A 19,391-nucleotide genomic window follows, 5' to 3' on the forward strand; every position below is an offset into this window, starting at 1 on the left:
GCGCTCAAAAGTCTGGGAAAAGAAGGAAGAATCGCCGATTCGGAATCTGCGAGATACGAAGAAAGAATTTCAAAATTCTCCGCAAGAAGTTCCCCGTGGGCCAGGAGACGTTCCTCCTTACTCAAACTTTCTTCCTCTCCGTCTTTCAGATCCGCTTCCTTGATTTCTCGGATTTGAAACGACAAAAATTCGATTCGTTTTGATTTTTCTTCCTCGTTCTTCCGCAATTCTTCCAGACGTTTCTTTAAACTCTTATAGGTTAAAAAACATTCCTTTACCTGATTTCTAAGAGGAATCAAACCCGCGTGCAAATCGATGATGTCCAGTTGTTCGCTCCGATCCAAAAGAAGAATCTGATCGTTTTGATTATGGACTTCCGCGAGCAATTCCCCAAGTCCCCTGAGCGTTGTGGAAGAAGCGAGGGATTGATTGATCAAAATCCTGGATTTTCCGTCTCGGCTGCATTCCCGGTGAAGAGTCAGCTCTTTGGAATCGGAAGGAAACCCCTTCTCTTTTAGCCAGTCCAAGGCGACTTGATTCCGGGAAAGGTCGAAAACACCCTCTAAAACGTATTTGGTTGCCCCCGTTCGAATCTCCATCGGACTGCTCTTTCCTCCCAAAAGCGAGGAAATCGCGTCCAGAATCAGGGACTTTCCGGCCCCCGTTTCTCCCGTAATCACGGTCATTCCTTTTTGAAAATCAATACAGGCCTCTTCTATGAGAGCGAAATCTCTTATATTCAGGGTTTTGAGCATACTTACCTCGAGATACTAAACAAATTATACCCTTCATATAACTGCTATACATATGATTGCAAGTTATTTTTTATTTCCGAAAAACTTTTTTTGTACAAAAAAAAATCCGGATTTTCTACTCGAGCGTTCCGCCAAACGCGCGCAAACGATTCTACAAAATTTAAGATTCGAAAGGAAGAATTTCACCTTCTTTCTCAAAAAGCTCTTAACGTGGGGCGGAATCGAAATCCGAAACCGCGTTATAAAAATGGAACATTCTAAATCTTGAATCCTTTCATTTTCTTTCCGAAATCAAACCAAGAGTAAGCAAGGACATGTATCGAAGAATTCTCACTTTATGATATTTTTATGGAGTTCTTATGCCTATTTCCTTATAAATAAAACAAAACTTCCTTTCTTATAGAAAATGAACTTTGAAATCGATCGTTTTTTGATTTTGAGATGAGTTATCCGATTCTATTTCGATTCTTTGAAAAAAAGTCGTTGAACAAAGGTTAAATTAGAAGCCGTTTGCGCGCAGAAAGAATTCAGAAATTCTGAATACGAAAGAATAAAAGAATGAGTTTGGATTTTTGCGGTTTTACCCGATTTTTAGAATATCGTAATTCTGGAATTTGATTGATTCAAACTCTTTGTCATCGAGACTGACAGTGGAAATTGTAAGCGTCCGGAATAAACGGGGATAGAACGAAATATGGCAAAAAGCTTTCAAGACTTAGATCACAAACTGAGTGAACTCATCCAATCACGTTCCCGAATCACGGTTCAATCCTCGCGGATGAACTCCAAACTTGAAAAATACGTCCTTCGAATCATAACTGAAATTCTCACCAAAGTCGGACAGGCTCGTTATATCGAGATGCTTTACACCATCACCAAGGAAATGTCCATCAACGGAGTGAAAGCCAATCAAAAGAGAGTTTTCTTTGAAGACGAAGGTCTGAACATTCGAAATCCGGAGGAGTACGAAAAAGGAGTCGCCGCTTTCAAAGCTAAGTTTTCCGAAAGAATGGCGGACGAATATGGCAAGAGATGTCTTGCTCGTGGAATTTCTGTAAAATTAAACATTACTTATACTATGGACGGCATCGTCGTCGAAGTGACGAACAATACTCCGGTAATCGCCGAAGAACAGGAAAGGATGCGTGAGAAGATGAGAAAGGCGATGGGTTATAACGATATCGCCGAATTCTATATGGATAACATGGATAATACGGAAGGAGCGGGTCTCGGCATCGCGCTCATTATGATTCTATTAAAAAGTGAGAATATAGATCCGCACCTCTTCCGCATCATGACTCACGAACACGAAACCGTCGCAAGAGTCGAGATTCCGTTTTCAGAAAATTATATCAGCATTCGAAGTAAGGAACTAAAGGAAAATAATCTTGGAAATCAAAGGTAAAACTGTTTTAGTCACCGGCTCCGCCGGTGGATTGGGAAAAGCGATGGCGGAACATTTCGCCAAAAGAGGGGCAAAAATCGTCCTTTCAGACATATCTGAAGAAAAGTTAAAGGAAGCTGAAAACGACATCAAGTCTTTGGGTGCGGAAGTGTTTTCTTTTAAAGCGGACGTATCCAAAGAAGAAGATGCAGAAAACCTTATGAAGGCCGCGGTGAATCGGTTTGGTAGTTTGGACGTTGCGGTCTTAAACGCGGGAATCTTAAGAGACGGACTTCTTGTTAAAACGGATAAAGAAACCGGTAAAGTGGTTTCTAAAATGTCGTTATCGAATTGGCAATCGGTCATAGACGTAAATCTCACCGGAGTATTTCTTACGGGAAGAGAAGCTGCGATTCAGATGATAGAAAGTAAAAGTAAAGGTGTCATCATTCCGATCGCTTCGGTTGCGATGCACGGAAACCCCGGTCAGACAAACTATTCCGCAGCAAAAGCGGGAGTTGCCGCAATGACAAAACTCTGGGCAAAAGAGTTAAGTAGATACGGCATTCGTGTGGCAGGAATCGCACCGGGATTTATAAAAACAGAAATGGTGATGAAGGATATGAATCCGGAAGCGTTAAAAAAATGGGAGTCTCTCATACCAATTGGTAGATTAGGAGAACCTTATGAAATCGCGATGACCGCTGAGTTCATTGCTAACAACGATTTAGTGTCCGGTGTTATATTAGAAATTTCAGGTGGAGTAAAAATTTAATCGGAAATCGATTTTTTCAGAAAAGAACTTTACACTAAAAGAAAATTATAATATAATTGACTGTAATTTATTGAATTAAGTCTTTATGGTTTACTAAAACTGAATAAACTTAATTCGATAATCCAGTCTAAAGAGAAAAGCATCTTCTTCTTTTAGAAATCTAAAAAAGAGTAAAACAATGTCTAAAGAAAAATCAGTATTAAAGAAAACCCAGTTAGAATCGGCAATTCGCGGGATCAAGGGGATCGCACACCCGGACCGTTTGCAGATTCTTTTTTTCCTCTCTCAGAAAGAACACAGCGTAGGCGAACTTGTAGATTTGCTTGGAATCAGCCAATCAGCTGCTTCTCAACACTTGAGTAAAATGAAAATCAACGGGATCCTTTCCAGTAGAAAAGAATCCAATCAAGTTTTCTATTACTTAAAAGACGGTAAATACAAGGATCTGATTCGTACGATCGTAAAAATCTACGGTTGATTTCCGTAAGCGTATTCAAAATCCATTATGTGCCCTCTTCTTGATCGAGGAGGGTTACATACTCTCTCACCGCATTCTTTAACAGCGTAAATCCTTCGTTATAGCCGGTTTTAAGCAGTTTTGCAGTATCCGCGCAGGTATAGTATTGATACTTCGCTTTGAGCGTTTCGGGCATTTCCGTATATTCTATGTTCTTCGGTAATCCGAGAGTTTCGAAAATCGCGGCGACCAAATCGTTCCACGTTTCCGCCACCCCTCTTCCCAAATTGTAAAGTCCGCCGTGACCGCCAAACGCCAAATAGGCGGTGATCTTTGCCGCGTCTTTCGCGTATAAGAAGTCGCGTTTTTGTTCTCCGTCCTTGTATTCCGGGCGGTAGGATTTGAAAAGTTTGATCTTTCCGTCTTTTTTGATCTGTTCGTAACCTTTCAGCACGACGCTCCTCATATCTTCTTTGTGACCTTCTCCGTATCCGAACACGTTAAAGTATTTGATTCCGGTGATTCGATTTAGGAAGGAATGTTTTTGGGCATAGAGGTCGAACATGTGCTTTGAATAGCCGTACATGTTCAGAGGTTTGAGAGATTCGATGCTCGCTTTATCGTCGTAACCGTTAGCCCCGTCTCCGTATGTCGCGGCTGAAGAAGCGTAAACAAATCGAACGCCGTTTCTGAGAGATTCTTTTGCGAGAAGTTTTGTATACTCGAAGTTGTTGCCGATCAAATAGGAAGCGTCCGTTTCCGTCGTGGAAGAACAAGCTCCCAGGTGAAAAAGAATATCATAATCTTTTAATAAACTGGATCGAACCGCGAGATCCAAAAAATGTTCCTTTTCCAGATAATCGGAATATTTTTTACCCACCAAATTTTTCCATTTGGAAGAATTTCCGAGATGATCCACGACCAAAATGTCGTCGATTCCACGTCGATTGAGCTCTTCAATGAGATTGGATCCGATGAGTCCTGCTCCACCGGTAACTATACATCTTTTCTTCGTCATAAAATTCTAATTTCCTAAAGAGAGTCTAAGAGTCTACCAAATCTATCGTCCACCCTTTTCACGGTCCGAGCGTCGGCTTCCGTCAAAGGAGGATACCAATCTTTCAATCTGCTGTCGATCACTACGGGAGGATAAAGTCCCGGATGATTTCGGATTAATTTCGCGTTTGCATAGATGTCGCCGGCCGGTTCAAAACGAGTGAAAATTGACCATATAAAATCGTGATCCGAACGAGTCGCGTCCTCCGAATCGTCCACAATAAACACGAGTAAAAAATCCTGAATACTTTTCTCTTTCAGAAGTTTTGCGGCGAGTCCGTCGTTCTTTTGGTATTTTTTTCCGGTAACGACCAACACTCCTGGATAAGCTACGATCGGCTTCGAAAAGGAAGAATTTACGAACTTCCCTTTGAATACCGTTTTTAAGGAATTCTTCTTTTTACCGGATCCGAGGAAAATCGCCTTACTTCCTTTGTTCACTTCAGGTCCCGTATAATCCAAAGTATCTTGGGAAATATTGGAGAATATGTGAAGATCCGTAATCGGATTCATTCTTTCTAATACGCTAATAAACGTATTTCTAAAGTCTTTTAGATCCACGTTTTGATCCGTGACTAGTAGAACCTTGGTCAAAGAAAGCTGCCCCTCTCCCAAAATCCGAAGCGCACCCGTAAACGCTTCTCCTTCGTATCGTTCCTTGACTACCGCCGCGGCGAGGGAATGAACTCCGGATTCTTCGTAAGCCCAAACCCCTTTTACCGCGGGCATTACGACCGGAAACATCGGAGACAAAAGATCTTGGAGATATTCAGCAATCCAGTGGTCTTCCTGAGGGGGCCTTCCCACGACGGTCGCGGGCCAAATCGCGTCTTTTCTGTGAAAGAGTTTTTTTACTTGAACCACCGGATAGTCGTGTTTGAGAGCATAGTAGCCGTAGTGATCTCCGAACGGTCCTTCGGGCTTGCGAATCTTAGGCGGAATGATTCCAGAAATCATAAAATCGGCGTCGGCGACGATCGGAAGCGGACTTACACTCGCGTTTCTATGGATTTTCAACTTTTCGCCTAACAATAAAGATGCGAGAATGAGTTCGCTGATTTCCTCCGGGAGAGGAGCCACCGCCGCGATCGTCAGTCCAGGAGGCCCGCCCGCGTAGATATGAACCGGCAGTCCGTTTCCTTCTCTTTCCGCTTCGAAGTAATGATTCCCTCCGCCTCTGTGTATCTGAATGTGCATCCCGGTTTCTAGAGGACCGTGAATTTGGATCCGATACATTCCGAGATTTCCTTTGCCGGTTTTGGGACTTTCAGTATAAACCAAGGGAAGCGTAACGAAATTACCTCCGTCCTTCGGCCAGGATTTGATCGTGGGAAGTTCATGCAAAGATTCTAATGTATTTTCCAAGACCGGGGCGGAGTTGACTTTTTTTAATCCGACCTTCAATGCCTGAAAGGCGAGATGACGCAGGGCCCAAACCTTGGAGGGCGAAGGAGGAAGAAAGTGCTGTATCGTATATGCAATTTTTTGCACGAACTTTATCGGATCCTCTCCGAAAGCGATTCTCATCCTTTTTTCGGAACCATAAAGATTGGTCGCCACGGAGAACTTTGATCCTTTCACGTTCTTAAATAAAACCGCGGGCCCGCGTTTGGCGACAACACGTCTTTGGATTTCGGCCAATTCCAAGATCGGATCCACTTCCTCTTCGATTACTATAAGTTCTTTTTGTTTTTGTAATTCTTTAACAAAGTCGCTCGTAGATCTTATTTTCATACTTTTCCCGCCGGAAGCTCCGGTTGTTTTATCGTTTTATTTTTGAGTTTGATCAGTTTTCCGGAAATGGAAGAAGGAAATTCTTCCTTGAGATCCTCTTCTTTCACCCATTTGAAAAATACGTCCAAGTTTTTTCGAAAAATTTCCTCGATCCGCGTTCGATCGTCTTCGGAAGTCTCGCTTAACTTCAATTGAATTCGATGATTGGTGATGGAATGTTTCGCTCGGTGCGGATTAGAATTCAATCGGGACGTTGCGAAAAATTCTTCGGAGATCGGATCCTTTTCGTAAGGATGTTTTCCCTCCAATCGAAACGGAAGCGAATAGATCGTTTTGAAAAATCTTCTTCCGGGATATTTTAAAAGAAGAATCCGGTCCTTCGATGTTAAGAATAAAAAATGCAAATCCAAATCCACCCAGTTGTCCACGGATTTCGCCGCGGGGATTTCCTTTTCCTTACCCGCGATCCTGGCTTCACAGTCTTCCGCAAAGGGACAAGACTGACAAATCGGAATCGGAACACAAACCAGAGCTCCCAATTCCATCATTGCTTCGTTGTGGTCTCCCGGGAATTCGGGGTTCAAAAAATCCAGTGCGAGATTTCCCAAAAGTTGATTAGTGGAATTAAGAAGAGGATCCTGCTCTATCAAAAAAAGTCTGGACAAGACACGCTTAACGTTTCCGTCTAAAACAGCATGATGTTTTCCGTAAGCGATCGATAACACGGCCGATGCCGTATAACTTCCCACTCCCGGTATCGATAGAGCGTCTTCGAAATTTTCGGGAAATTGTCCCGAGAATTTTTCAACCAAAAGACCCGCGCCTTTTTTCAAATTTCTGGCTCTGGAATAATATCCAAGCCCCTTCCAGTATTTCATAACCTCGTCTTCGGACGCGTTCTGCAAAGAGCGGGGATCAGGAAATCTTTCCAGAAACGTTTCGTATATCGGAAGCATCGCCGCGACCCGGGTCTGTTGGAGCATGATTTCGCTGACCCAAATCCGATACGCGTTTTTGTTGATTCTAAAAGGAAGTTCCCTTTTGTTTTTTTGAAACCAGGAAAGAAGGGATTTTCGTAATTTCGAAAGAAGTTTTGGAGAGATTGATTCTTTTTTGGATTCCACTGTCGTAAAGAAGTTCGATTTCTTTACATGGAACTGTACGTCGGACGAAGGTAAATCCTGTTTTCACCGGATTCTTAAATTTCATCCGATTTTATTTCGAAAGAAAGTCGGTCTTTTAGTCTCTGGTCAGGACGTTTCTTTTCTCCGGTCGGTTCGGGTTGGAAATATGATATTTCCCGTCCATAAACATGATATGTTTTCCGTTTTCCAACGCGCGGTAGAGTTTGTCGAAATTCGGACCGGGAACCAACGGAGATTCGGAACTCGATAATCTTTTTTTGATCGAATCGATCGTGTAAATATCGTGAGGCCCGACTCCTTTCAATTCCTTCATTCCCACATAAGAACATTCGAAATAGTCTCTCACGTCGTTATAAACGGATTTGGAAACGGTTATCTTTCCCGGTTCTCCGATGTTTTCGATACGCGAAGCAAGATTGACCGTATGACCCCAGATATCGAACGCGATTTTCGTATGGCCCACAACTCCGGCGATCAAAGTTCCGGAGTGAATTGCGATCCGAAGCCCCCAAGCGTCCTCTCCGTTTTTCATCCTTTCCTTTCTACGATTCTCCGTGTATTCCATCATTTTGAGGGAAGCTAAGAGAGAGTCCAGTTTTGCGGTTCTTTTAAAGCCGCCCAAACCGCCCACTGCAAGAAAGGCGTCCCCGATCGTTTTCACTTTTTCGATTCTATGCTGAGTGCAGATTTTTTCGAACTCGTCGAAGTAGATGGAAAGTTCTTTTAAGAGTTCGTTCGGACTCATATAACGGCTGATATCCGAAAAACCGACGAAGTCGGTAAGAATCACCACTGCGTTCTCGTGTTGAATCGGTCTAACTTTTCCCTTTAACTTCAATTCTTCGATCATATATTCCGGAAGAATGTTCTGTAAGAGTACGTCCGCCTTTTTCTTTTCCTCAAGAATCCGATTTCGATCGCTGTTCACGATGTGATTCATCATCTCGCGGGTGAGGGCTTCCTTATTTCGATAGCGTACGATTCTGCTGAGCGCTCGAAAATAATCTTCCTCCCTCTGAATGATGTCTTCGGGAGTTCCAAGCGCGATATTCTTTGCGAATTCGGCTAACTCGTTCAACGCAATTCACCCTTTCTCGCTTTATGAATCCAATCGTCCTTGATCAAATCAAGACCGCAGGGAAGATTCCAGAGTTCGTCAATGATAGCGGGAAGTTGTTCTTTGCGAATGATCTGCCCGTGCTGAGGAGCGATCACTTCCGCGTCGAAGCTCATGATCTTCAAGAGCGCATAACGCAATGCGAGATTGGAGGGAATATAAGCCTGCATAAACGCTTTCATATTATCGAGGGCTTTGGCGTCGTGATACAAGGACCATTCTCTCCCCAATCCACCGAGAATATCGCTCGTAAATAAAACGCGGGATTTGAGATCAAAAGTGATCATCGCTCCGGGAGAATGTGCGAAAGGGGTGCTGATAAACTGAAGCTCTCTTCCGCTCGGAGTTGAAAAGTAAGTCAGTTCGTCCCCGATCCGGATTACACTTCCTTTGACTCCGTAGTGTTTGATCAAATATACGGTTCTCGTTTCCGCGACGATTTGAACGGGACTGTCGCCGCTCAAGTCCTCGAAGATCGGAACATTTGCGCAAAGGTCGGGATCCTGGTGTTGTAAGATGATCGTTTCTATGGAGTTTGGAGCGACGAGGGAAAAAACCTTTCTGGCCACCACGGGAAAGTCCGGAATGGAACCCGGATCGATGAGAATGGTGCTATCACCGTTCTTGATCATGTAAGGATTGCAATGGAGAGATTCTTTTTGATCGTAGAATCCGATCCAGTAGATATCCTCCGCTATTTCGACGGCGTAGTTAGTGTCGATTTCGAGAGTCAATTCTCTCTGAATATTCTTCTGCGTTTCCGCTTGAGCTATATCATTTTCAGACAACGGACCGACTCCTTTCGGTCTAATAGACCTTAGTTATAAATACAATCGTCGGATTACAAATATTCTATTTTTCATATGTAAGCAGAAGCTCCTTTATCTTTTCCACGTTAACCGGTTTGATAAATATTTCGCTCACTCCCGCCCTTCGAGCTTCCTCGATTATCTCAGGTTCTGAGAAGGCGGTCATTGCGGCAATCGGAATATTCATATCGTATTCTCTAATTTTTTTTGTGAGCTCGATTCCGTCTAACTGTGGCATTTTGATATCGGTAATTACAACATCAGGTTGGTACTCAAGGAACACTTCCCAGCCGATTTTTCCGTTCTCCGCGGAACGAACCGAAGTTAAAAACCGTTCTAAAAAACGCACCATCATAACTCGAATCAATTCTTCATCTTCTATATAAAGAAGTTTTAATGTAATTCGGCTCATGGAAGTTCTATAACCATAACGGCGCCTTCATCCGAGTTAAAAGCGTAAATTTTTCCGTCCATGTTGTTTTCGATGATGGATTTGGACATATAAAGACCGATCCCAGTTCCTTTGCCCTGATCCTTTGTGGTAAAGTAAGGCTGGAACAGTTTTTCCAAAGCGGACTGTTCTATCCCTCCCCCGTTGTCGCTTATGATAACCATTTTTTTATCTCCTTCCTTGCGAATGTCCACGTGAATCGAAGGCTCCTGCGGACGCGATTCCGTGATCGCATCCCTTGAATTCGCGATCATATTCAGAATCACTTGAGAAAACTCATTAGGGAAACCGAATACTTCATAATCTTCATTAGGATTAAAGTAAATACTAATATTTTGATTTTTTAAACTTTCGGACACGAGTGAAAAAGATTTCTGTATCATAGACCTTAGCGAAAATTTTTCCTTCGTTTTATTCGGCCGAAAATAGTTACGAAAATCGTCTATGGTCCCGGACATCTGCTCCACAAGACTCATGATCTTATTCGTGGAATCTCCGATGTATTCTTCGTCGAGTTCTCCGTCCGAGTACGCGTAGGAAAGGTCCTGGACACAAAGTGCGATTACGTTGAGAGGTTGTCGCCATTGATGGGCGATGTTGCCGATCATTTCGCCCATATCCGCAAGCCTGGAGCGAACGATCATAGCCTTCTCCTGTTCTCTGCGTTTTTGGATTTCGGATTCCACTCTTACTTCGAGTCCCCGGTTCAATTCTTCCAGCGCCGCAGTCTTTTCTCTCAGATCGTTTTCCGCTTTTTTTCGCGAGGTCATATCTCGGATTACTCCCACAAAATACTGATTCTGATTTTGAAAAAATTCGGAAACCGCAAGTTCCACGGGAAACTTTGTCCCGTCTTTTCTAAGGGCTACAACTTCCCTTCCGATACCGATGATCTTTTTCTCTCTCGTTTCGAGGTAACGTCTCAAGTATTCGTCATGCTCCGAATGATAAGGTTCGGGCATCAAAAATTTAATATTCTTGCCTACAACCTCGGTGAAAACATATCCGAACATCTTTTCAGCGGCCGTATTGAACATGATGATCGATCCTTTCGGCGTGATCATTATGATCGCATCCACGACCGTTTCGAAGATGGCTTGAAATCGTTCGTCGCTTTCGCGTAACGCGTTGACCGCTAAGAATCGTTGCTCGCTCTCCCGAATGTTTTTCAGACCCAGGGCCAAATCCTTTGCGATCTCGGAGTAGATTCCGACCTCGTCTTCCAGGAAATAGTGTTTTTCCGTTGAAAAGATACAAAAGACGGAGATCAATTCGTTTAACAAAAAGATCGGAAAGACCCCCATCGATCGATAGCCGAATTGAAGACAGGTTTCCCTCCAATCCCCGAAATCGGGTTCACTCTGAATATCTTCCATGATAAAAGCCTGACCGGTTTTAAGCACTTTAAGTCCCGGGCCTAGATCCATCGCTTTCGATTCCGTGTTTAATAAAAATGGATTATTGCCTGCATAAGAGACTTGGAATATTATGTTTTTTCTAAATTCAACGGTACCAAAACATACAAATCCGAAATTCTCCTCGGCCTTGAGAATCCTGCAAACCCCGTCGTAGAGTTCCTGCACGGATCTCGATCTTAGAATCCACTGAGTAATTTCATTTCGGATGAGATAGGAACGATTGACTGAGATCGTTCTTTTGCCCCTTGCCTTTCGAACCTTCGGAATCTCGGGCAAAACCACTCCTTCGATTTCCAAAACCTCTTCGTCCTTAACGATCTTTCTAAAAAAGACGGATCTCCTTTTGATAAAACCGGTCGATATCGTAAAATCGATGGCAATGACTAACTTGTCCTCAAACGCATTTTTAGCGAATTCGGCGATGACTTGAGAAGCGGACGGAGAGATAATATTTGGATTGTTTTCGATCGATTCCAATTCTAAAAAAGATTGGAACTCAGGATTTGAAGAGAGATAGGTTCCGTGTTTATCGGAATGGAAGATTGGAGGATGATTCTCCCGAGATCCTATGTGAGAATTCATGGCGGAAATAGCCTCCTCAAATACTCAAGGGATATAAGATTCTTCCAAATATTTGATTTTTTTAAATCATTTTTTAGACAATTCCGTGTTATTTTTTCCTCCGAGGATTCTTGAACCTCAAAGTCCGAAACCAAAGTTCGGCCTATTTTTCTAATTTCTCGTGAAAACAGAGGAATATCTCAAAAACCCTATTACAAACCTTAGGCCCGTCCCAAAACCTTACAGCACCACAATATCTCGCTTTTATAACTTTCAATCTTTGTGTGAGTTCCCACAAATTGGCCTTCCAGAGTCTTTCTTCGTAAATTTCGACTGGTTCTCTATCGGTTCAAAGGCCGTATGAGTTCCCACACTTTCCGGTCTCGGGACAAACAACGACTGAACTTATTTTTAGAAAGACGTTCGTTTTTTATCTTTACAAAAAAACGAAATTCATAATTGTACTGACCGATCGGTATAATTATGAATTCAACCAAAATCACCAGAAAAAAATTTATACTCACCGCGGTTCTCGGTTCGTTTTTGATCGGAATCGCAGCCTCCGTTTTGAGAGCGACTCAAAAGACAACACGTTTGTTTTTGAGCCGTCAGACGGAAGAAACCCTTTCCAGATTTGCGGAAGCGATTTTGCCTAACGATCCCGGGTTTCCGGATTTCAAAGAAGCTGAAGTGACGGCCCGTCTGGACGAGGAACTTTTCTTCGTAGATTCTTCGATCAGCGGAGATTTCGATTCTGCCATTTGGATCTTGGAATTTCTTCCGATCACGTTCGGTTATTGGGGTCGCTTTTCAAAACTGGAACGCGAGGATGCAAAAAAATTCATCCACGCCGCGCTTCAATCCGAAACGGAACTCGTTCGCAACATTGTATCCAGCGTTAGAATGGTGATCATGCTCGTTTACTACGGACATAGAAGCACTTGGAATCAAATCGGTTACGACGGTCCCTTCGGAAACTTTCCCGAAAAACTCAGCGAATCCAGAATCTACTACAAAGCACAAGTTCGAAAGAACTAGGAGAAATCATGTCCGGAAGAATTTACGAATGGAAACACATAGATAAAAATCAAACGGTAAAGGCGGATGTTTGTATCGTCGGGACTGGATGCGGAGGTTCCACTCTTGCGTTGAAACTTGCAGAGGAAGGGAAGAAGGTTGTAATGCTCGAACAAGGAGGATACTATCACACGGGAACCTTCGACAATCACGAACTCAATATGGCGGCTAAGGTTTCCGCCGAAAGAAATCTTTCCACCACAAAAGACGGAACGATCAACATCGTCTATGGAAACAACGTGGGTGGGGCTTCCGTTCACTACTGGGCCGACAGTTATAGAACTCCGGACGAGAAGTTGAAACTCTGGGCTGAAAAATACGGAGTCGAAGGTCATACAAAGAAAGATCTCGCGCCCTTCTGGCCTGTCTTGGAAAAAAGACTGAACGTTCATCCGGCGCGCGATGAATTCTTCAATCGAATGAACGAACTCGTAAGAAGCGCTTCTCAATCTTTAGGCTGGGAAGGAAGAAGAGTTCCTCAAGCCAGAAACAATTGTCAGAAATCGGGACATTGTATGCAAGGTTGCGCGTTCGGTGCAAAACAAAGCCAACTCGTAACTCACATTCCACTCGCGCTTTCCGCTGGAGCGGATATCTACGCGGATTGCAGGGCGACCGACTTGGAAATGGAAGGAGATCGAATCTCCTCTATCAACGCGAGCGTGATCGACAGGAGAACTCTGAAAGAAAACGGAATCAAACTGAAAGTTACGGCGCAAGCATTCGTAGTCGCAGCGGGAGGCTTTGGTAGCTCCACATTCTTGCTTCGAAACGGATGGAAGAAAAAATTGCCGGCCTTGGGAGAATTCGTTTCGATCAATCCGACCCTCTTCGTGCACGCGCTCTACGACGAAGAAATCATTCAGTGGAGAAATATTCCCGCGGCGTTCGGAGTGGAAGAATTTAGATTGGCTCGTTACGATAAGAATGGAAACTATATCGAAGGCGGATATATGCTGATGCCGAATCAGATCCAACCCGGCGCTATCGCAGCGACGATCTCGGGTTTCGGCGAACAACACACTCATTTTATGAAAAATTTACCGAAACTCGGCGGAACGATCGCTTGGCTGGATGATATAGAAACTGAACTGGGAAACATCTCCGTGAGCGGAAATCGAAGAACCGTAAATTACTCCTTCGGACCGATTACTAAACAAGTGATGCGAGACACTTACAAAAAACAAACGCTTCTCAATCTGGAAGCCGGCGCGAAAGAAGTTTTGATTCCGACTTCCAACCCGCTGACGCTACGTTCAAAATCAGAACTGCACAAGATAGACGAACTTTCGCTCGAACCCGTCACTTCCTTGATGGCGGCTCCGCATCCCGGCGGAGGTTGTAGAATGGGTTCCGATCCTAAATCCTCGGTGGTCGATAGTTCGCATCGAGTTCACGGAACCAAAAATCTCTACGTTAGCGACTCTTCCGTGTTTCCAACATCCTCTTCGGTCGATCCAAGTTTTACGATCATGGCTTTTAGTATGGTCGCGGGTCAAAAAATATTAGAATCTTGGAATAAACATGGTTAATACGGGAAGCACTTCGAGAGGAAAGATCACAAAAGAAAAATTACTTTCCGACTTCAGACATCTTGTGGGGATTCATGGAATCATGAACACGAGTTTGGATCGGCTTTCGGAATATTCCGGTACCGCAAAAAGTAGCATCCTATGGCATTTCGGATCGAGAGAAGGACTCGTGATCGAACTCGTCGACTCTCTCTTTCTCGAAGTAGAAGAATCGGTTAAAGAAGGTCTTGCGAAAGGAGAGGCCCCGCTTCCTTGTCTTTTCGAAAAGTTTACCGAATTCTTTCTGGCGACCCCCGAAGCGAACGGAGTTTTTTTCACCCTCATCTTAAACGAACCTCCGAATTCGAACGTTCGAAAGAGGGTTTATGAAATGTACAAAAATTTTCGAAAAAAACTGTCCGAAAATTTGAATTTAGGAAAGCCGAATTCGAAACAATCGATTCAAAAAGCCTCTCTTCTCATCGCCCTCTTCGACGGTTTATATCTACAATGGTATTTGGATCCGAAGGAAGTTCCTCTGAAAGACACCCTTCTCCTTGCGCAAAACATGTTATTAGAATATTATAAATTAGAAGATTTTCCAAAAAAACAGAACCTACAAACGAATAAAAATCGAAGCAAAAAGAATCGGGTTGGATCGAAATGAACGAAAAGTTTTCTTTAAAAAGTTTCAAGAAAAGCAAGAGTTCTTTCTAAAATCTAAATCTTTTGTGTGAGTTCCCACAAATTCAGCCAAAACGACTTGGCAGGAGATTTTGGGTCTTTCCAAATTTTTCAAAGAAAGTATGAGTTCCCACATTTTTAGATTTTGGAGCAGAATTGATTTGGAACGATAACTTTTCTTTAAAAAGTTTCGAGAAAGGAAAGCTCCCTTTTTTAAAACCCAAATCTTTTGTGTGAGTTCCTACATTTTGGTATTTAAGAAAAGTCTTATTTTCTTAAAAATTCGGGCTCCATATCCAAAAACCGAATTCCAATCTTTCTCAAATCGACTGGACGACCGACGGTTTGTCGGAACAAACACAATCTCCTAAAAATAACGGTTGCAAAATCCGCAATAGGGCCCTCAAAACGTCTCTTTTTTTCGAACCCATTCTTTGGCGAGCTCAACATTCCTTCGAAACATCTCGAAGTTCATCCTTGAAATCGCGGAATCTCCGAAGACTCGATCAAAACCTTCTTTATCCAAGTCGAGGATCGAGTTCGGATTTTCCTTAAATACGGAACGAGCTCTAAATTCTTCTCTTTTTGTTTGAATTCCCTTTTTGCGTGCTTTGACTTGATTCCAAGGACAAACGTCCTGACAGATATCACAGCCCGCGATCCATCCGAATGAATTCGAAATCTTCGGCGAATGGTCTTCTAAAGTATGATGAGAGATACACTTTCCTGCGTCGATTCGGTAAGGCGTCAGAGCGTTTGTCGGACACGCGTCGATGCAAGCGGTGCAGGTGCCGCATCGATCTTTAAGCGGAACGTTCGCGACTGAAATAGGAAGATCGGTAAGAATCACGGTGATGAAAAAAAAAGAACCAAGTTCCGGATGGATGAGATTCGTATTCTTCGCTTGCCACCCAAGTCCCGCTTCTCTTGCCAAAACTTTCTCCGGAACGGGCAAAGAATCCACGCCTTGACGAAACCGGTGGTTTGGAAATTTTTTCTTCAATTCCGAAACCAGAGGTTTTGCGATTCTTCGAAGGACCAGGTGATAATCTTCTCCGATCGCATATCTGGAAAACCGAAATGACATCGTTTTACAAATTCCATCATATTCCGGATCGTTGTAGAGTGTACCGAGCGCTATGACGGATTTTGGTTCGAAACCCAGATTCGAAAATTGGAGCCGTAGATCCATGTTCTTCGGATACCAATCCATCTTTCCGTGTTTCCCATCCTTCACCCAAGTCAGGATGTTCTTTTGATCCTCTTCGGGAATTGCCGCTTCGCAGATTCCGTAAAGATCGAACCCGCACTCTTCAATCAAAGGCGCGAGTTCGGAAATTATTTCTTTACTTTCGATCATAAATTTGATATAGCTAAAGTATGCAAAAAGAATTATCCGAAAAAATCAAATTTCCGAAGACCGATCTTGAATTGCTTCCGAAAAATTCCGGCGTCATTGCTTATTCGGATGTGCTCGGCGCGGTCCGTCTTGCCTCCCTTCCTGAAGAAAAACTCTCGAAACAAATCGTATTTGCCTCGGTCGTAGGAGCTCTTCGCGGATTTCAAGAAAGAGATCTGAAACCGTTTCACGCAAATCATAAATATATCTTTAGAGAATTGAGTTTAGAAATTTTGAATATGATGAAAATTTTCGGCCCCATCGATCAAATATCAAACGAAGAAAGAATCAAAATTCTAAAAGACTCTTTCGAGTTTGGAATTCGGAAAGTATATCACTTGGAGTGGAAACTATACACATCCAGAGAAATCTATTGATTCTTCTTAAACCGCGTAGAATAAAATGCCAGCAAAGCTGATAAGAACCACCGCTTCGAGTAATCCGACTCCCACGTTCTGATCGCGACTGATCTCTTCCTTTAACGTGCTCCCTGGGAGGATGACCGCGTCCGTGATCAGGCGCACCGCTGGAATCACGATCAATCCCAAGATAAAATCCAAAAATATATGAAAAAGAGTAAGCTCGATCGAAACCGGATCCTTGTGTAAGGCTCTTGCGATGATGATTCCCAAAGCGATCAAAGCCCCGCTGTAGGAAATCCCCGCGGCTAAATTTTCACGCTCTTTAAGTTCTAAGTCGAGAGAATAAGGAATCATTTTCCGGTAAGCGAACGTGAAGAGAATCAGAGCGATTTGTCCTATGGAAAAAAACAAAACTCCCATTACGGTTCCATCCAAAAGTTTTTGAATCGGCTCTAAAAGTCCGAGGTCTTTCCAAAGAGAAAAAGAAAGCGCGGAACTGTCACCGCTCAAAGAAGCCGCGATGATCACCGAAGAAGCGACGCTGCTTCCGAAAATTACGGTTCCGACCGCGGAGTTCCTTCCCGAATAAACCAATTCGTTAAAATCGAAAGCTCTGAATATGATCTTATCATTGATAAAGTAAGAAAGATTTAAGAGTAAAATTCCCAGAAGTCCGTAGAATAGAACTTGAAAACAATCCGAAACAAAATCAGTTCCGGGAGAGGAAAGGATGACAAGAAGAATCAAAGTCAATCCGAGATAATATCCCGCGAGACCGGAAGAAACCGCAGTGTTATTGTTTACGATGATTTCCTGATCAAGATCGCCGGGCTCGATCCAGTCTTTGATTTTTTTACCGATATAAAATAAAACGAAACTGATTAAGAAGAATACCGCGTCTTTTCCTAATGTGCTCAGATAACCAAGTACTGTTTCCATGACACCAGATTAACCCGATACCGTCAAAATTTCATAGCCTTTTTCAGTAACAAGAATCGTATGTTCGAATTGCGCCGACCACTTGTTGTCCTTCGTAGTCACAGTCCAATGATCTTCTTTGGAAAAATTCACCTGCCAGGTTCCGAGATTGACCATCGGTTCGATCGTAAAGATCATCCCCGGTTCTAGTTTCGCGAGTTTTCGGTTCTGACGAAAGTGTGGAATTTGAGGATCTTCGTGAAAGCCCCTTCCGATTCCGTGACCCATCAGATCTCGAACGATGCCGTATCCTTTGGGAGTTAGGAAATCATCGATAGCGTTCGCGATATCATGAACTCGGTTTCCAGGTTTCACCTGCTCGATTCCTATATACATCGCCTTTTCCGTGTCCGCAACCAAGGTCGCAACCTCAGGACTTGTCTTTCCGCCGACAATAAAAGTACGAGAAGAATCTCCGTGATAACCGTCGAGCAAAGGAGTCACGTCGATATTGATGATATCACCTTCCTTTAAAATCTCAGTCGCCTTGGGAATCCCATGACAAACGACTTGATTGACGGAAGTACAAACCGATTTCGGAAATCCTTTGTAACCGAGAGGAGCCGACTTCGCCCCGTGCTTCTTCGTAAATTCTTCGCAAAGATCGTTCAACTGAAGAGTGGAAACTCCGGGTTGAACGTGAGAAGAAATGTAGTCTAAAAGCTTAGCGGCCAGTTTCCCAGCCGCTCTCATTTTTTCGATTTCGCTCTTATTCTTAATGAAGATCAAATCGAATTAGAAATCAGTCGGGCGAACCGTACTTCTTTTGTTGGATTCAGTACGCTTCACTGCATCGTCGATGAGTTGATGAATCTTTTCATTCAAACCGTCAATTGCATCCCCGGAAGTCATAAATCCTTTCGACTTGATATAAGCCTTTACTTTGCTCGTTACGATCAGGGTTTCCTTTTCGACATTCTTTCCAGCCATTGAGTTCTTCCTCTCTGTCTTAGTTTTCTTCTTTTGTGCCATCTTCAATATTGCTCCGGTTCACGGTCGTTCGGTTCTTTCCCAATCCGTTAGCGGTTCCTGTTTGCATTCTTTTCAGAAACCCGGAAAAAGAACAACCTTTTAGAACTTTCCCCTTTGCGACCTTACCTTTGTTTTAAAAAAAAATGATACCAGCCCTTCCAAGAGGAATCCGAAATTCGGAATCGTTTCAAATCCCACTTCCGACAAAACAGAATGAGACATAGAAGACGATGGCGTTGACGTCAAGAAATATTTCATTTCTTCTTTGCAGACTCGCTTTGTAGAATCGTATTCACAAGTCCCGTCTCTAAATTCAACTTTTCGGCGATCGTTTCCGCGGGCCATTGAAAGTTATGATAGAGATTCAAAACGGTCGCCTTCTTTCTTTGAATCAAATGATCCTTGGAAGAATCTTTCGACTTACCGGACGAGGAATTTCCTTCCGTAACGGCGCCTACCGCGTCCAAAAATCCGGAGAGTTTTTCAAACTTATCGTCCGCTTCACTCAAAAGCCCTTCCAAATCTTCCTTAACGACGACGGCCCCTGCTTTCAAATCTTCCATTCGATGTTGAAGAGTCGAAATTTGTTTGTGTCTTTCGGACAAGTCGACCATCAAGTCTTCAATCTTTTCAAACTTAGCTTCGACGGAACGGATTTCTTCCTTTTTACGGAACAAACTCTATTCTCTTCAAAACGACGTCGAAATTCTGGAAGCGAGAGAAAAAGAAATTGCGGAGACCGTTCG

The 19,391-nt window shown here is 43.2% G+C and carries 19 protein-coding genes and 1 pseudogene; 7 read left to right on the forward strand and 13 right to left on the reverse strand.

The window, feature by feature from the left end:
• Positions 1–755: AAA family ATPase (locus tag CH376_RS20535; protein WP_100788340.1), on the reverse strand; the 755-nt coding region annotated here is incomplete at its 3' end.
• 694 nt (positions 756–1,449) lie between these two features.
• On the opposite strand from CH376_RS20535, the gene CH376_RS20545 reads away from it, so the two are divergent.
• The 3 genes from CH376_RS20545 to CH376_RS20555 all read left to right on the forward strand — a co-directional run bounded on the left by CH376_RS20545 (position 1,450) and on the right by CH376_RS20555 (position 3,392).
• The gene (locus tag CH376_RS20545; RefSeq protein WP_100786398.1) at positions 1,450–2,160 is read left to right on the forward strand and encodes a histidine kinase; all 711 of its coding nucleotides are present in this window, start codon (positions 1,450–1,452) and stop codon (positions 2,158–2,160) included.
• A complete protein-coding gene (locus tag CH376_RS20550; protein WP_100786397.1) occupies positions 2,144–2,914 on the forward strand; it encodes an SDR family oxidoreductase in 771 nt (256 codons plus the stop codon). The genes CH376_RS20545 and CH376_RS20550 overlap by 17 nt, the downstream gene beginning before the upstream one ends.
• 178 nt (positions 2,915–3,092) lie before the next feature.
• The gene (locus CH376_RS20555; RefSeq protein WP_069607487.1) at positions 3,093–3,392 is read left to right on the forward strand and encodes an ArsR/SmtB family transcription factor; all 300 of its coding nucleotides are present in this window, start codon (positions 3,093–3,095) and stop codon (positions 3,390–3,392) included.
• Positions 3,393–3,417: 25 nt separating this feature from the next.
• Here the strand turns inward: CH376_RS20555 and rfaD are convergent, their stop codons facing one another.
• The 7 genes from rfaD to CH376_RS20590 form a co-directional block, all read right to left on the reverse strand.
• Positions 3,418–4,389: an ADP-glyceromanno-heptose 6-epimerase gene (rfaD, locus tag CH376_RS20560; protein WP_100786396.1), complete on the reverse strand. Its 972-nt coding sequence runs from the start codon at positions 4,387–4,389 to the stop codon at positions 3,418–3,420.
• A gap of 14 nt (positions 4,390–4,403) precedes the next feature.
• Positions 4,404–6,161 (reverse strand): UbiD family decarboxylase, encoded by a 1,758-nt coding sequence (locus CH376_RS20565; RefSeq protein ID WP_100786395.1) that lies wholly within the window; start codon positions 6,159–6,161, stop codon positions 4,404–4,406.
• The gene (gene mutY / locus CH376_RS20570) at positions 6,158–7,285 is read right to left on the reverse strand and encodes an A/G-specific adenine glycosylase (protein WP_100786394.1); all 1,128 of its coding nucleotides are present in this window, start codon (positions 7,283–7,285) and stop codon (positions 6,158–6,160) included. The genes CH376_RS20565 and mutY overlap by 4 nt, the downstream gene beginning before the upstream one ends.
• Positions 7,286–7,400: 115 nt before the next feature.
• Entirely contained in the window at positions 7,401–8,384 is a 984-nt protein-coding gene (locus CH376_RS20575; protein WP_100786393.1) for an adenylate/guanylate cyclase domain-containing protein, read from the reverse strand.
• On the reverse strand, positions 8,381–9,211 hold the full coding sequence (locus tag CH376_RS20580; protein WP_100786392.1) for an oxygen-binding di-iron domain-containing protein: 831 nt from the start codon (positions 9,209–9,211) through the stop codon (positions 8,381–8,383). Before CH376_RS20580 ends, CH376_RS20575 begins: the two co-directional genes overlap by 4 nt.
• A 64-nt stretch (positions 9,212–9,275) precedes the next feature.
• Positions 9,276–9,644 carry a response regulator gene (locus tag CH376_RS20585; RefSeq protein ID WP_100786391.1) on the reverse strand — a complete coding sequence of 123 codons (369 nt, stop codon included), beginning with the start codon at positions 9,642–9,644 and terminating at the stop codon, positions 9,276–9,278.
• On the reverse strand, positions 9,641–11,683 hold the full coding sequence (locus CH376_RS20590; protein WP_100786390.1) for a PAS domain S-box protein: 2,043 nt from the start codon (positions 11,681–11,683) through the stop codon (positions 9,641–9,643). The genes CH376_RS20585 and CH376_RS20590 overlap by 4 nt, the downstream gene beginning before the upstream one ends.
• A 456-nt stretch (positions 11,684–12,139) precedes the next feature.
• On the opposite strand from CH376_RS20590, the gene CH376_RS20595 reads away from it, so the two are divergent.
• Genes CH376_RS20595 through CH376_RS20605 form a run of 3 tightly spaced genes read left to right on the forward strand, consistent with a single transcriptional unit; the run spans position 12,140 to position 14,917 of the window.
• Positions 12,140–12,700 (forward strand): hypothetical protein, encoded by a 561-nt coding sequence (locus CH376_RS20595; RefSeq protein ID WP_420843574.1) that lies wholly within the window; start codon positions 12,140–12,142, stop codon positions 12,698–12,700.
• Between the two features lie 8 nt (positions 12,701–12,708).
• Positions 12,709–14,271 carry an FAD-dependent oxidoreductase gene (locus CH376_RS20600; RefSeq protein ID WP_100786388.1) on the forward strand — a complete coding sequence of 521 codons (1,563 nt, stop codon included), beginning with the start codon at positions 12,709–12,711 and terminating at the stop codon, positions 14,269–14,271.
• Positions 14,264–14,917, forward strand: coding sequence for a TetR/AcrR family transcriptional regulator (locus tag CH376_RS20605; RefSeq protein WP_100786387.1), 654 nt, complete (start codon positions 14,264–14,266; stop codon positions 14,915–14,917). Before CH376_RS20600 ends, CH376_RS20605 begins: the two co-directional genes overlap by 8 nt.
• A 420-nt stretch (positions 14,918–15,337) precedes the next feature.
• Here CH376_RS20605 and queG read toward each other — a convergent pair whose 3' ends face one another.
• Positions 15,338–16,294 carry a tRNA epoxyqueuosine(34) reductase QueG gene (queG, locus tag CH376_RS20610; protein ID WP_100786386.1) on the reverse strand — a complete coding sequence of 319 codons (957 nt, stop codon included), beginning with the start codon at positions 16,292–16,294 and terminating at the stop codon, positions 15,338–15,340.
• A 20-nt stretch (positions 16,295–16,314) separates the two neighbouring features.
• Between queG and CH376_RS20615 the strand changes: the two genes are divergently transcribed.
• Entirely contained in the window at positions 16,315–16,710 is a 396-nt protein-coding gene (locus CH376_RS20615; protein ID WP_100786385.1) for an LIC_11502 family protein, read from the forward strand.
• A gap of 6 nt (positions 16,711–16,716) precedes the next feature.
• On the opposite strand, the gene CH376_RS20620 is transcribed toward CH376_RS20615, so the two are convergent.
• The 4 genes and pseudogenes from CH376_RS20620 to CH376_RS20635 all read right to left on the reverse strand — a co-directional run.
• Positions 16,717–17,634, reverse strand: coding sequence for a DUF350 domain-containing protein (locus CH376_RS20620; RefSeq protein ID WP_100786384.1), 918 nt, complete (start codon positions 17,632–17,634; stop codon positions 16,717–16,719).
• A 9-nt stretch (positions 17,635–17,643) separates the two neighbouring features.
• Entirely contained in the window at positions 17,644–18,402 is a 759-nt protein-coding gene (map, locus tag CH376_RS20625) for a type I methionyl aminopeptidase (protein WP_100786383.1), read from the reverse strand.
• Between the two features lie 6 nt (positions 18,403–18,408).
• A complete protein-coding gene (locus CH376_RS20630; RefSeq protein ID WP_003008197.1) occupies positions 18,409–18,603 on the reverse strand; it encodes a hypothetical protein in 195 nt (64 codons plus the stop codon).
• Positions 18,604–18,899: 296 nt separating this feature from the next.
• Positions 18,900–19,325, reverse strand: a pseudogene (locus tag CH376_RS20635) (SpiroCoCo family coiled-coil protein); the annotation flags it as partial.
• Between the last annotated feature and the right edge of the window lie 66 nt (positions 19,326–19,391).

The organism is Leptospira adleri, from assembly GCF_002811985.1.
In the GTDB taxonomy this organism is placed as follows: Bacteria; Spirochaetota; Leptospiria; order Leptospirales; family Leptospiraceae; genus Leptospira; species Leptospira adleri.